Source organism: Ruegeria sp. AI2 (genome assembly GCF_056541275.1).
The window spans coordinates 63,450-76,895 of sequence record NZ_JBQFYB010000004.1 but is presented as its reverse complement, the minus strand read 5'-3'; the positions used below and the strand labels follow the sequence as shown (position 1 = coordinate 76,895).

Genomic DNA, 13,446 nt, shown 5'->3' with positions numbered 1-13,446 from the left:
ATCCCCTTTCCCGCATTATATGGGGATCAGAGGCATTGCTCACAATGGCGTGAGGGGTGGAACGTCCCTGCAAACCTTGCGGTCAAAGGTCGCTAGTGTCCAACGCTTCTTGCAGGATTATCGCCAGCCGCTCGGCCCAATGCCGTTGCCCGTCATGGTCGGTGATCAGGTCGTTGCGTAGCTCGATCAATGCATTGGGACGGCCAAAAGCGGTGCAGTGCTTGTCAATCGCATCACCCGACAAAACGCCGGTATAGGGTTGATTGACACCAACGCACAGGTCATCTTCCTGTTGCAGCCGTTCGATCAAAGGACGCGAGAACCGCTCGTCCGGCGTGTGCAGCACACCAATGTGCCACGGACGCGGATCACGTCCGCGCAGCTGACGCGTGAAGGAATGCATCGAAACAATTACCGCATGTGGCAGTGCTGCCATCTCGGACAACGCTGTGTGGTAGGGGCGATAACACATGTTCAGGCGGTGTTCGCGCTCGGCGGCATCGGCATGGCGGTTGCCGGGAATGATCGACCCGTCATACAGTTTCATCAACAGCGTGGGGTCATCTTCCCCTCGGTTCGGGTCAATTACGAGGCGCGAGAAATTGGCGGCGATCACCGGTGCGTTCAGAATCTCGCCCAGATGCTTTGATACCTCATACGCGCCGACATCATAGGCGATATGGCGCTCCATATCCTCGCGCGGCAGGCCAAGGTCTCCGTCATTGACCTCGGGAGGAACGATGTTGGTTGCGTGGTCGCATGTGATCAGCCATCGGGACGGGCGATCCGCGCCGTGAACAAAAAACGGGGTGTAAGTCATAAGCCTGTCATCTAGTTTGTCGCAGGTGTAGGGCAGTTGCTTTAAAAAGGGAATTGCGCAATAAGCGCCACAGCAGTGTTTGCGGTAACATTTTGCAAAAGCTGATCTGCGCAATCTGAACCGGCATGAGGAGGTCAAGACCAATGCGACGCCTGAGAAATGTAAAAATCGTGGCGACGCTGGGACCGGCGTCCAGTGACTATGACACCATTCGCGCCCTGCACGAGGCCGGGGCGGATGTGTTCCGTCTGAACATGAGCCACGGCAGCCATGACGAGATACGTGAACGCCACAAGATCATTCGGCAGGTTGAAAAGGATCTGGACAGCCCGATTGCCATTCTGGCTGACCTTCAGGGTCCCAAGCTGCGGGTTGGTGTTTTTGCAAATGATGCGGAGGATCTGGAAGAGGGCGCGGCGTTCCGTCTGGACCTTGATCCAGCTCCCGGCGACACCACCCGCGTGTGCCTGCCGCACCCCGAGATTTTCGCGGCCCTTGAACCGGGCGCGCGCCTTCTGGTCAATGACGGCAAGATCCGTCTGATCGTTCAAGATTGTGGTCAGGACTTTGCCAATTGCACAGTTGAGGTCGGTGGTACGATCTCGAACCGCAAGGGTGTGAACGTCCCGGATGTGGTACTGCCGCTGGCGGCCTTGTCGGAGAAGGACCGTGGTGATCTTGAGTTTGTCTGCCAGTTGGGCGTTGACTGGCTGGCGCTGAGTTTCGTGCAACGCGCCAAGGATGTGTTCGAGGCCAGGGCGCTGGCTGATGGACGCGCTGCGATCCTGTCGAAGATCGAAAAGCCGGCGGCGGTCGAGGCGTTCGACGACATCCTCGATGCCTCGGACGGTATCATGGTGGCGCGGGGCGATCTGGGGGTGGAGCTGCCGGTATCTGCGGTGCCGCCCATTCAGAAGCGGCTGGTCCGCAAGTGTCGTAGTGCCGCCAAGCCGGTCATTGTCGCCACCCAGATGCTGGAAAGCATGATCGAAAGCCCGATGCCCACCCGCGCCGAAGTGTCGGATGTGGCCACCGCGATCTATGAGGGCACGGACGCCATTATGCTCAGCGCGGAATCGGCGGCAGGTGCTTATCCGGTTGAGGCTGTGCAGACCATGAATAAGGTCGCCATCGAGGTCGAGGCCGACCCGACCTATTCCCAGATTATCGCCGCGTCCCGCACGGCAAAAGGAAGCACTGTGGCCGATGCCATCGTCGCGGCCGCCCGAGAGATTGCTGAAAAGACCGATATCAAGGCCATCTGCTGCTTTACGCAAAGCGGAACCACCGCCTCATTGACAGCCCGTGAACGTCCCGGTGTTCCGATCATTGCGATGACATCGCTGATGGGAACTGCGCGCAGGCTTTGCCTGAGCTGGGGCTGCAATTGCGTCATGACGCCCGAACTCCAGCGGTTCAAAAGCGCCGTGGTCAACGCGGCCCGCGCGGCGCGGGCAGGGGGGTTTGCAACCGAAACCGATCAGATCGTGGTTACGGCCGGTGTCCCCTTCAACGTACCGGGCACGACTAACATTCTGCGCGTGGCCCCGTGTGATGAACGGCTGATCTACAGCACGGATCCGGAATAACCGAACCCCGACACTCGGGCCCGAGTGTCGTGTCAGCCAACCGGCTCTTTTACAATCTCCATAACTGTAAAAGAGCTGGTCTGGTGTATGCCCGGCAGCTTGTTGATCTTCTCGCCCAGCACCAGCCGGAAATGCGCAATATCGCGCGTTCGAACGGTCAGAAGATAATCAAACGAGCCCGCCACCATCAGGCAGCTTTCGATTTCCTGAACACTCCGAACGGCTTCATTGAATTTCACAAGGGATTGTTCCGCAGTTGCGACCAAGGATACCTGCACCACGGTCAGCAGTGCCAGCCCCATTCTTTCTTTGTCGACAACGGCTCTGTACCCTTTGATATAGCCATTCTTCTCAAGTCGTTTTACACGCTCGGAACAGGGCGTATTGGTCAGGTTCACGCGCGCCGCCAACTCAACTATCGAGAGCCTGCCATTGGCCTCCAGCTCGTGCAGGATGCGTTGATCGATATTGTCTAAATCTCTGCTAATTAGTAAAATTCCCTGTATTTTTGGCGTAATACGACAAATTACACTGAAATTGGCCCAAAAAAATCTCCAATCCCTAGTGAATATTCCTAATACTTACCAAAGGGCGGTCTTGTTGAAAAGTTCCAAGTTCCGGCCGCCTTGCCGGGGGCGTGGGCCCCGGCCTTAACAACAAAAACGGAGGAACGAAATGACAACAAAGATTGTCATAGGACTCGACGGGACTGAAACCGGCGAGCGTGCGATTGCATTTGCCAAGGATTTGGCAAAGCTGATCGGAACGTGCGATTTGCTGGTCGCTTATGTGATCGAATGGTCACCTTACACATTCCAGACACCTGAAGAAAACGCCCAGCGCCACAAGCGCCGCGAAGAAGAGGTTGATCTGGCAATGTCGCGTGTCGTGACACCTGCTGTAGAAGCCCTCAGGACTGCAGGATTCGAGGCGCAGGGCATTGTGCGCCATGGCGATGTGGCGGAAACGCTGAACGCCATCACGGTCGAAAACGGAGGCTCGCAAATCGTCGTGGGTCGGGCATCTGCGGACGGGATCAAGAAACGCCTGTTCGGCAGTTCGACGCAATATCTGGTAATGCATGCCGACGTTCCGGTTACGGTCGTGAACTGAGGGGAGGGCTAAAATGAGAACGCTAAAAACACTTGGCGCCGTAACGGCCGCCACCATTGCCGCCAGCCCTGCCCTTGCACAAGAGGCGCCGGGACTGGATGAAAAAATCAATCAGGCCTTTGCAAACCTGACCGGACCGTTTGTCAGCTTCATCTTTGCACCGCTGCCCGGAACCAGCTTTCCGTGGATCGTCATGTGGCTGGTGATTGCTGCATCGGTTTTCACACTGTATTTCGCGCTTGTGCAGTTGCGGTTCTTTGGTCACGCGATCAGCCTTGTCAAAGGTGACTATTCCGATCCCAACGACGCGGGCGAGGTCAGCCACTTTCAGGCATTGGCCACGGCGCTGTCCGGCACTGTGGGCCTGGGGAATATCGCGGGTGTGGCCGTTGCCATTGGCATCGGTGGGCCGGGTGCAACCTTCTGGATGATCCTTGCGGGCCTTCTGGGCATGGCATCAAAGTTCACCGAATGTACGCTGGGCGTGAAATACCGCAACGAATACGAAGACGGCACCGTTTCAGGTGGCCCGATGTATTACATGTCCAAGGGCTTTGACGAGTTGGGCCTGCCCGGCGGCAAGATCCTGGCGGTGCTGTTCTCGATCTTCTGTATTCTGGGCGCGTTGGGCGGCGGGAACATGTTCCAGGCCAACCAGGCACATCAGCAGATCGCGGGTATCGTTGGCGACTATCCGGGCTGGATTACCGGTATTGTTTTTGCTGCGGTCGTGTTCATGGTCATTGTTGGCGGTCTGAAATCCATCGCTCGGGTGACTGAAAAAGTCGTGCCGTTCATGGGTGTGCTGTATGTCGCAACCGCACTGGTCATCATCGCGATGAATGCGGACATGATCGGCTGGGCCTTTGGTCAAATCTTTGCCGGTGCCTTCACGGGGCTGGGTGTTGCTGGGGGCATGGTCGGCGCGCTGATCCAGGGCTTCAAGCGCGCGGCATTCTCGAACGAGGCGGGCGTGGGTTCGGCGGCGATTGCGCACTCGGCGGTTCGGACCAAGGAACCGATCACCGAGGGGTTTGTATCGCTGCTTGAACCGTTCATCGATACCGTCGTGATCTGTACCATGACGGCACTGGTGATCATCATCACGCAACAGCTGATCATCGATCCCGAAACCGGAAACTACATGCTGAACGAGGCGGGTTCCGCCATCGCAACGGTGGATGGCAATTCCGGCGTCAGCCTGACCTCTGCCGCCTTTGCCAGCGCGTTCAGCTGGTTCCCGTACATCCTTGCGATCGCGGTGATCCTGTTTGCCTTCTCGACAATGATCAGCTGGTCCTACTATGGCCTCAAGGCCTGGACCTACCTGTTCGGAGAAGGACACACAAAAGAGCTGATCTTCAAGGTCATCTTCTGCGTCTTCGTGGTGATCGGCGCTGCGGCCAACCTCGGCCCGGTTATCGACTTCTCGGATGCGGCGATCTTTGCGATGGCGGTTGTGAACGTCTTTGCCCTCTACTTCCTGATGAAAGTGGTGCGGCAGGAACTGGCGTCTTACTCCGCAAGGCTGAAAAGCGGTGAAATCCGCAAATTCGAACACTAAATCCAATCACCGGGGCGGCCTGTGTCGCCCCGGTGCCTGACCAGCCTGCAAAAAGCGTAGATTCTGGTCCAAACCCCCTTGCCAGTATGACCGAACTTGCGTAAACGGCGCTTCTGATCGCGTGACCGGCCGAGATGGCATGCCGAGTCGCGTCTGAAACCGAACCCGAAAAAGGAGACGGAAATGCCTAAGATGAAGACCAAATCAAGCGCCAAGAAGCGCTTCAAGGTGACTGCGACCGGTAAGGTCCTTGCTGGCCAGGCCGGCAAACGGCACGGCATGATCAAGCGGACCAAGAAATTCATCCGCGATGCCCGTGGCAACACCACCCTGTCCGCCCCCGACGCAAAGATCGTCAAGGGCTACATGCCCTACGACCGCTAAGAGGAGATGTAAGAGATGTCCCGCGTTAAAGGTGGAACCGTAACTCACGCCCGTCACAAGAAGATCATCAAGGCCGCAAAAGGCTATTATGGTCGTCGCAAGAGCAACTTCAAAGTCGCAACTCAGGCCGTCGACAAGGCCAACCAGTACGCGACCCGCGACCGCAAGAACCGCAAGCGCAACTTCCGCGCGCTGTGGATCCAGCGGATCAACGCTGCTGTGCGCAGCCATGACGAGGCTCTGACATATTCCCGCTTCATCAACGGTCTGAACCTGGCCGGTATCGAAGTGGACCGCAAAGTTCTGGCCGACCTGGCCGTGCACGAACCGGAAGCGTTCGGCGCGATCGTCGCCAAAGCTCAGGCTGCTCTGGCTGCCTGAACCTCTGAAAAGAGACAGTGAAAGAAAGGCCGTCCCCTTGGGGCGGTCTTTTTTGTTGCAACATGCGGCGCATTCCAAGCGCTTCTTGGATCAGGACATCCACCCCTTGTGCATTGGGATGACGCCAACCAGTTTCAGGCATGGCCGGTTTGATCTAGATCATGTAACAGCCCTCGGATCATATTATATATGATTTTATGAATATAAGTGAGAAGGGTGAAATCATGACACTAAACTGGAAAGTTGGAGGTGTTCTGCTAGGGCTCGTGTTCTTCGGGGCGGTTCTTCTGGTGAAGCCGATCGGTGTTTCGACCCAATTCGTCATCCTTGACGGAATTATCGCGGACACCGTCAATTCAGAATTCGTGACGCAGACGGATGACGGTTACAGTTCAACCAACGCATACATGGCGAAATCCAACGGCAAATACGCCAAATACGTATCCAATCCGTTAAATTACAGCTTTGTCTTCGTTTTGGCTATGGCCGCGGGGGCGTTCTTGTCGGTCAAGGCGCGCGGCGGTCTGGAACGCGGCGAGGGCAAGCTGCCCATGATCTGGCGCGAAAACTATGGCGATACGCCCTTGGCCCGAAACCTGGTCGCGCTATTGGGCGGCTTTGTCGTCCTCTATGGCGCCAGGTTGGCAGGAGGGTGCACATCCGGTCACATGATGTCCGGTATGATGCAGACAGCCCTGTCAGGTTACATCTTTGCAGCCGGGGCATTTGCGGCGGCAATTCCCACGGCAATGCTGATCTACCGGAAAGGATAAGGCGATGGAAATCATTCTTGCGATCATCATTGGTGCCGCTTTCGGAGCCGTGCTTGACCGGATTGGCGCGGCGAATCCAAATTGGATTGTGGGCATGTTGACACTGCGTCGACTCCACCTGATGAAAACGATCCTCCTGGCAATTGGAACCGGTTCGATCCTCATGTTCGGCGGGCAGATGCTGGGGTTTGTGGATGTCGGCCATATGTCGGTGAAATCGGCCTATGTTGGTGTCTTCATTGGCGGATTGCTACTGGGTGCGGGCTGGGCTGCATCGGGCTACTGTCCGGGAACAGGGGTCTGCGCCGCTGCGTCCGGTCGCCGTGACGCCTTGTTCTTCATCGTCGGCGGTTTGTTAGGGGCTGCAGCCTATATGGCGACATATCCGGCCTGGAAGGCCACGGGTCTGCTCGATGAAATTGCTGGCGGCAAAGTCACCTTGGGTACAGTTCCGGGATCCGCTTACGAAGGTGTTTTGTTAATGTCCGGCGATATCCTCGGTATCGCACTAGGTGCCGTCTTTGTTCTGGTTGCATTCGTTCTTCCGGACAGCCTGATCGCAACTGGCGAAAAGGTTGGTGTTGCGGCGGAATAATCACGGCTGAGCGTACACATTTACGACCGGCATCCCGACAAAAAAACCGGCGCAACACGCGCCGGTTTCTTTTTTAACCGATATCGGTGATCTTACCCGAACACACGCCCCAGCGCGCCGTCAACCGCGTCGGTGATCTGGTCGATGTCGTCGGCCGTAGCGATCAGCGCAGGCGAGAAGCACAGCGTGTTGTTGCGACCGGGGATCGAGCGGTTGGTCACGCCGATGATCACGCCCTGCGCCATACAGTCGGCGGTAACGGCCTGCGCCAGCTTCTCGTCCACCGGCTCTTTGGTGCCACGATCCACAACCAGTTCGGCCCCCAGGAACAGGCCCTTGCCGCGCACATCGCCGATGACCTTGTGCTTGTCCATCAGCGCCAGAAGGTTGTTCGTCATGCGCGCGCCCATATCCGTGCAGTTCTGCAACAGGTTTTCATCCTGAATGATGCGCATGTTCTCGATGGCCGCTGCCGGACCAGCGGTGCACCCCCCAAAGGTCGAGATATCGCGGAAATAGTTCATCGGGTCCGCGGCATCGTCTTTGAACAAGTCAAAGACTTCTTCGGTGGTGACCATGCAGGCAATCGCGGCATAACCCGATGCAACGCCCTTGGCCATGGTCACGAAATCGGGTTTGATACCGTATTGCTGGTACCCGAACCACGTGCCGGTGCGGCCCACGCCACAGACAACCTCGTCGATATGCAGCAGCACATCGTATTTCTTGCAGATCTCCTGCACACGCTGCCAGTATCCTTCAGGCGCTTCGATTACACCACCACCCGCTGTTACAGGCTCAAGGCACAGCGCACCTACGGTATCGGGGCCTTCGCGCAGGATGACGGCTTCAATCTGATCTGCGGCCCATTCGCCGAAATTCTCTTCGGGTGCGCCATCCAGCTCGTGCTTGCGATATTCCATGCAATGCGGCACGCGCACGAAATCAGGTGCAAAGGGGCCGTATTGCGCCGTGCGCTCGTCCTGACCGCCTGCCGACATGGTCGCCAGCGTCGAGCCGTGATAGTCCCGATCGCGGTACAGGATCTTGGTTTTTTTGCCGCCGTATTTTTTGTGCGCGATCTGGCGCACCATCTTGAACGCCTTCTCGTTCGCCTCGGATCCCGAGTTGGTGTAATAGACCCGGCTCATGCCCGGCATCTTGTCGATCAGTTGCTCGGCAAACAGAGCACCCGGGATCGAACCGGCCGAATTGGCGAAATAGCACAGCTTCATCAGTTGGTCGTAAACCGCCTTGCAGATCGATTCGCGGCCATAGCCGACGTTGACGGTCCAGACGCCGCCGGAAACCGCATCCAGGTGCTCTTTGCCTTTCTGGTCCCAGACACGCATGCCCTTGCCCTCGACAATGATGCGTGGGTCATTGGTTTCAAAGGGTTTATGCTGGATCAGATGGTGCCAGATATGGGCGCGGTCGGCCTCGACCACGCGGGAAAGATCGTTTTCGTTGAACGTGCCGTCCATGACATGTCCTTTCAGTGAGGAAGCGGTGCACGGGATATGGAAATGCCTCATCCCGGCATGTGTTTAAGATGCTTCAGATCACCGCGAAAGCCCGGATGTAGATAGGGCCAGATCGTATCATCCCGTATCGCCAGTCAGTTTTGCCGCCGTATTTCTACGGGTTTGTCAGAACGCGAACTTTGTGCTCAATTCGCCCAAACTGCGTTTCGGGAGGACAGCGGATGGCAGCGACACATATCTACGAGCGTCATTTGGACAAATGCCAGGCAAATTACACACCCCTGTCGCCCCTTACGTTCATTGAACGGACGGCGCAGGTCTACCCGGATTATCCATCCGTGGTTTATGGGGATCGCCGGTATTCCTGGGCTGAAACCTATGCCCGTTGCCGGCGTCTGGCGAGTGCGTTGACAGCGCGTGGGATTGGACGGGGCGATACCGTTTCGATAATCGCGGCCAACATCCCGGAAATGTACGAGGCGCATTTTGGCGTGCCCATGACGGGCGCTGTTCTGAACGCAATCAACACGCGGCTGGATGCGCCGATTGTCGCATTCATCCTGAACCATGCCGAAGCCAAGGCGCTGCTGGTCGACCCCGAGTTTTCGGATGTGGTGAAAGATGCGCTGCAACAGGTCGATCATGACATTCTGGTCATCGATATCGAAGACCCCACCTTCGACGGCGGTGAAAAGCTGGGCCGCCTGACCTATGATGCCCTGCTGGCCGAAGGCGACCCAGCGTTTGACTGGTCACTACCAGCGGACGAATGGGACGCGATCACATTGAATTATACCTCGGGCACCACGGGCAACCCCAAGGGCGTGGTTTACCACCATCGCGGCGCGACCCTGAACGCACAGTCGGATTTGCTGGACTGGGATATGCCCAAGCATTCGGTCTATCTGTGGACCCTGCCGATGTTCCACTGCAACGGCTGGTGCTTCCCGTGGGCCATGGCAGCCAATGCAGGTGTTTCCGTTTGCTTGCGCGCGGTGCGGGCCGAACCGATCTATGCTGCTTTCCGGGACGAGAAAGTGACCCATTTCTGCGGTGCGCCGATCGTTCTGAACATGCTGGCCCACGCTCCGGATGAGTTGAAGGACTTTGACCACCAGATCAAGGTGATGACGGCAGGTGCCCCGCCGCCTGCGGCCGTGATCGAAGCGATGGAGGCGATGGGTGTCGAGGTCACGCATGTCTATGGCCTGACCGAAACCTATGGGCCTTCGGTTGTCTGCGCATGGAAAGAAGAATGGAACAGCAAAGGGCCTGAAGACCGCGCGGCCCTCAAGGTGCGGCAAGGGGTGCGCTATACCGCGTTGTCCGGACTGATGGTGGCCGACCCGGAAACGCTGGAACCGGTTCCGGCTGATGGCGAAACCATGGGTGAGATATTCATGCAGGGCAACGTGGTGATGAAAGGATACCTCAAGAATCCCGACGCTACCGACAAGGCCTTTCACGGTGGCTGGTTCGCGTCCGGTGATCTGGGTGTCATGCACCCCGATGGCTATATCGCGCTCAAGGACCGTTCAAAGGACATCATCATCTCGGGCGGCGAAAATATCTCATCTGTCGAGGTCGAAGGTATCCTCTACAAGCATCCGGCGGTGATGGAGGCTGCCGTGGTGGCCCGTCCCGATGAGAAATGGGGCGAAACGCCCTGCGCCTTTGTCGAGTTGAAACCCGGCGCAGCCGCAACCGAGGCAGAGCTTATCGCCTTCTGTCGCGACCGGATGGCCCATTTCAAGGCACCCAAAACGGTGGTGTTCGGCACCCTGCCCAAGACATCAACCGGCAAGGTGCAGAAATTCGTTCTGCGGGATCAGGCACGGGCGCTGGGTTAAAGGTTGTCGAATATCGACAGGTCCAACGCCAGCATCTCACCCATCCAGATCGCGCGGTCGCGGTGATCCTCCAGATGTTCACCGGTTTCCGGGTGCGTGAAGACCGTCAGACCCTGCCGGTTCAGCATCAGCCATGGGATGACCTGATCGAACGCCCCAGCGGCAAAGCCCAGCTGGCAGCTCCAGCGCGGATGGGGGCCGACGTTTCGGGCGTGCATCCGGCCCATTTGAACAGGGAACAGGCGGGCCGCCTCTTCACAGACCTGCTGCGCGGTGTCCTGCGTGTCGGCATCGAAATAGATATGGGCGTGATAACCGGTGATCTCGGGCATAGAAACCTCATCTGCTTTGTTGGCTCAAAGCTAAGGCTCAAAACGACAAAAACCTAGCTGCACATGCAAACAGGGTCTGTGCAGGTTTAGTGCGGCGCATGTGCGTCGGGATGCGCCGCGACAAAGGCGGGGTGATCGGCGCAGGCCTCTTCAACCCGCAGCAGGCGGGGCATATCCGACAGATCAACCTGCCACCGGCGTGCGTTATAGATCTGCGGGATCAGGCAGAGGTCGGCGAGACCGGGCTTTGACCCAACACAATAGGGGGTCTGTTCGAAATCCCCCAACATGGTTTCGAACGCCTGCAACCCGGGTTGGATGAAATGCCGCATCCAGTCGCCGGGCATGTCGGGGGCGTTGTGGCTTAGGGTCGTGGCATAGCGCGCAACCGACAGGTTGCAGACTGGGTGGATGTCGACGGCGATCGCATAAGCCAGCGCCTGAACACGCGCACGTTCCGCCGGATCATCAGGCAGAAGGTTCAACTGCCGGGTCCGGTCCAGATAGTCGAGGATGGCCAGCGATTGCGTCAACCGCAGCTCGTCAATATCCAGAACCGGCACAAAGCCCTGCGGGTTTCGGGCGATATGTTCATCGCCCTTTTGTGCGCCGCCCACCAGATCGACAACAACCGGGCGATACGCGATCCCGGCCAGATTCAGGGCGATCCGCACCCGGTAACTGGCCGAGGACCGCCAATAGTCATAAAGGACGACCTCGCTCACGCCCGGGCCTGTCAACTGTCAGTCAAAGCGGCAGCGCGAAGGGCGTCCGTCAGCACCGTACTGTCACCGATGTGGTTGGCCAGTACCAGTACTAGCCGCGCATTCAGCGCGTCGCTGTCTGCTTTTTCCAGGCCTTCATGCGCGGCCAGAAGTTCGGCATAGAAGTCATCGGCGTTTTTGATGTTCGGGGTTAGGATCAGGTCTGACATGGGGCTTACTCCTTACCGCAGGCTCTGCGGATCGCGTGCCGGAAGGTGTTTTCTTCGTAACTGTCACGCCGGGCGGCCACATGCTGGTCCGGGCGGATCAGGTAGACTGCGCTGGTCGCGTCGCCCAGATAGCGGCGTTTGAGGGCCAGCGTCATATCATCCTTGACCGACAGCGCCAGTCGCGTGACCTCGATCCCATCTTCTTCCAGGGTATCAGGGGCGTCTGCATCGATGGTCAAAAGCGTGAACTTGCCTGCAAGCTTGGGCAGCAGAAACTCGTCACCGAGCGGAGCGTCGGGACAGGCCGAACCCGGGCGCGTTCCGGCCGGGCCGTTCAGCGCGTCCGCGGAATTCAGCGAGGATCCGTCATAGGTGCAGGGCTGGCTCAGGCGGCCCGAATTCACCAGCGGGCGCGCGAAGTCATAATGTTCGCTCAGGTCCAGAACCGCATCGCGCAGGATCCGCGACATTTCGGATTTTGGGGTGATGAAATCGGTCGACCGGCTGGAATTCAGGATGTTCTCGTCGGCCCCGTACACGCGTTCTGTGTTGTAGCTGTCCAGCAGAGTTTCAGGCGCTTTCCCATCCAGAACCAGCTTCAGTTTCCAGCACAGGTTGTCGGTGTCCTGAAGGCCGGAATTGGCCCCACGCGCGCCAAAGGGGCTGACCTGATGCGCGCTGTCGCCCGCAAACAGGACACGTCCCTTGCGGAAGCTTTCCATGCGACGGCACTGGAACGTATAGATCGAGACCCATTCCAGCTGAAACTCGACATCATCGCCCAGCATCGCCTTGAGGCGGGGGATCACGTTCTCGGGGCGCTTTTCGCGTTCCTTGTCGATGTCCCAACCCAGTTGCAGGTCGATGCGCCACACATTGTCGGGCTGTTTGTGCAACAACGCGGATTGCCCGCGATTGAACGGCGGATCGAACCAGAACCAGCGTTCAGACGGAAAATCCGCATCCATGATCACGTCTGCAATCAGGAAGTTGTCTTCAAATATCCGTCCTTCGAAATCAATGCCCAACATCCGCCGGGCAGGGGATGTCGCGCCATCACAGGCAATCAGCCATTCGGCTTCGATTGTGTAAGGTCCTTCTGGTGTCTCGACCTCCAGCCGCACGTGATCGTCATGCGTGCCAATCGCCTCGACCTTGTTGCGCCCGCGTATCTCAATCGGTGCGCCTTCTGCCTGCAACTCGCGGACCCGTTCAACGAAATAGTTCTCAAAATGGTATTGCTGAAGGTTGATGAAGGCAGGGTTGGCATAACCTTCATCCGGTTGCAGGTTGAAGTCATAGACCTGCCGATCATCGAAGAAGACCTTGCCCCGGTCCCACAGGACGCCCTTGTCGACCAGTCGGCCCCCGCATCCCAGCCGGTCGGCAATTTCCAGCGTGCGTTGCGAGAAACAGATGGCGCGGCTGCCGAAACTGACCTTGTCATTCTCGTCCAGAACCACGACGTCAACCCCTTGCTGCGCCAGATCAATCGCGGCGGCCAGACCAACCGGGCCCGCGCCGATCACGATAACCTTGCGCCGAACTGGCGTCGGGCTGTCCTGATCCGGACTGCGTTCATAGCCGTAAAGCGGAGTTTCAAAGATCTTGTTCATGGGCTTCCCCC

Annotated in this window: 15 protein-coding genes; 8 read left to right on the top strand and 7 right to left on the bottom strand. The window is 57.9% G+C overall.

Features of this window, described 5'->3' with window-relative positions; genetic code table 11:
- Nucleotides 1-82: 82 nt before the first annotated feature.
- The gene (locus ACR0LL_RS10765; protein ID WP_480586509.1) at nt 83-820 is read right to left on the bottom strand and encodes an N-formylglutamate amidohydrolase; all 738 of its coding nucleotides are present in this window, start codon (nt 818-820) and stop codon (nt 83-85) included.
- A gap of 143 nt (nt 821-963) precedes the next feature.
- Here ACR0LL_RS10765 and pyk point away from each other — a divergent pair, with 143 nt between their 5' ends.
- Entirely contained in the window at nt 964-2,409 is a 1,446-nt protein-coding gene (gene pyk / locus ACR0LL_RS10760; protein WP_480586506.1) for a pyruvate kinase, read from the top strand.
- 32 nt (nt 2,410-2,441) lie between these two features.
- Here the strand turns inward: pyk and ACR0LL_RS10755 are convergent, their stop codons facing one another.
- Nucleotides 2,442-2,876 (bottom strand): Lrp/AsnC ligand binding domain-containing protein, encoded by a 435-nt coding sequence (locus ACR0LL_RS10755; RefSeq protein ID WP_480483856.1) that lies wholly within the window; start codon nt 2,874-2,876, stop codon nt 2,442-2,444.
- A 208-nt stretch (nt 2,877-3,084) separates the two neighbouring features.
- On the opposite strand from ACR0LL_RS10755, the gene ACR0LL_RS10750 reads away from it, so the two are divergent.
- The 6 genes from ACR0LL_RS10750 (at nt 3,085) to ACR0LL_RS10725 (ending at nt 7,219) form a co-directional block, all read left to right on the top strand.
- Entirely contained in the window at nt 3,085-3,522 is a 438-nt protein-coding gene (locus tag ACR0LL_RS10750) for a universal stress protein (protein ID WP_480586503.1), read from the top strand.
- A gap of 13 nt (nt 3,523-3,535) precedes the next feature.
- Nucleotides 3,536-5,086 carry an alanine/glycine:cation symporter family protein gene (locus ACR0LL_RS10745; RefSeq protein ID WP_480483806.1) on the top strand — a complete coding sequence of 517 codons (1,551 nt, stop codon included), beginning with the start codon at nt 3,536-3,538 and terminating at the stop codon, nt 5,084-5,086.
- 183 nt (nt 5,087-5,269) lie between these two features.
- Nucleotides 5,270-5,470 (top strand): 50S ribosomal protein L35, encoded by a 201-nt coding sequence (rpmI, locus tag ACR0LL_RS10740; RefSeq protein WP_010443552.1) that lies wholly within the window; start codon nt 5,270-5,272, stop codon nt 5,468-5,470.
- 15 nt (nt 5,471-5,485) lie between these two features.
- Nucleotides 5,486-5,851: a 50S ribosomal protein L20 gene (rplT, locus tag ACR0LL_RS10735; RefSeq protein WP_039523695.1), complete on the top strand. Its 366-nt coding sequence runs from the start codon at nt 5,486-5,488 to the stop codon at nt 5,849-5,851.
- A 224-nt stretch (nt 5,852-6,075) separates the two neighbouring features.
- Nucleotides 6,076-6,624, top strand: a complete 549-nt coding sequence (locus ACR0LL_RS10730) for a YeeE/YedE thiosulfate transporter family protein (RefSeq protein ID WP_480538759.1) — start codon at nt 6,076-6,078, stop codon at nt 6,622-6,624.
- Nucleotides 6,625-6,628: 4 nt separating this feature from the next.
- Complete coding sequence (locus tag ACR0LL_RS10725; RefSeq protein WP_480586501.1) at nt 6,629-7,219, top strand: YeeE/YedE thiosulfate transporter family protein; 591 nt, start codon at nt 6,629-6,631, stop codon at nt 7,217-7,219.
- A 92-nt stretch (nt 7,220-7,311) separates the two neighbouring features.
- Here ACR0LL_RS10725 and ACR0LL_RS10720 read toward each other — a convergent pair whose 3' ends face one another.
- On the bottom strand, nt 7,312-8,703 hold the full coding sequence (locus ACR0LL_RS10720; RefSeq protein WP_209506068.1) for an aminotransferase family protein: 1,392 nt from the start codon (nt 8,701-8,703) through the stop codon (nt 7,312-7,314).
- A gap of 221 nt (nt 8,704-8,924) precedes the next feature.
- On the opposite strand from ACR0LL_RS10720, the gene ACR0LL_RS10715 reads away from it, so the two are divergent.
- The gene (locus tag ACR0LL_RS10715; protein WP_480586499.1) at nt 8,925-10,553 is read left to right on the top strand and encodes an acyl-CoA synthetase; all 1,629 of its coding nucleotides are present in this window, start codon (nt 8,925-8,927) and stop codon (nt 10,551-10,553) included.
- Here ACR0LL_RS10715 and ACR0LL_RS10710 read toward each other — a convergent pair.
- The 4 genes from ACR0LL_RS10710 to ACR0LL_RS10695 form a co-directional block, all read right to left on the bottom strand.
- The gene (locus ACR0LL_RS10710; protein WP_267365057.1) at nt 10,550-10,885 is read right to left on the bottom strand and encodes a DOPA 4,5-dioxygenase family protein; all 336 of its coding nucleotides are present in this window, start codon (nt 10,883-10,885) and stop codon (nt 10,550-10,552) included. The genes ACR0LL_RS10715 and ACR0LL_RS10710 overlap by 4 nt on opposite strands.
- 86 nt (nt 10,886-10,971) lie before the next feature.
- Nucleotides 10,972-11,610, bottom strand: coding sequence for a maleylacetoacetate isomerase (maiA, locus tag ACR0LL_RS10705; RefSeq protein ID WP_480586497.1), 639 nt, complete (start codon nt 11,608-11,610; stop codon nt 10,972-10,974).
- A gap of 11 nt (nt 11,611-11,621) precedes the next feature.
- Complete coding sequence (locus tag ACR0LL_RS10700) at nt 11,622-11,819, bottom strand: DUF2783 domain-containing protein (RefSeq protein ID WP_209506076.1); 198 nt, start codon at nt 11,817-11,819, stop codon at nt 11,622-11,624.
- 5 nt (nt 11,820-11,824) lie between these two features.
- Nucleotides 11,825-13,435, bottom strand: coding sequence for an FAD-dependent oxidoreductase (locus ACR0LL_RS10695; RefSeq protein ID WP_480586494.1), 1,611 nt, complete (start codon nt 13,433-13,435; stop codon nt 11,825-11,827).
- Nucleotides 13,436-13,446 lie beyond the last annotated feature (11 nt).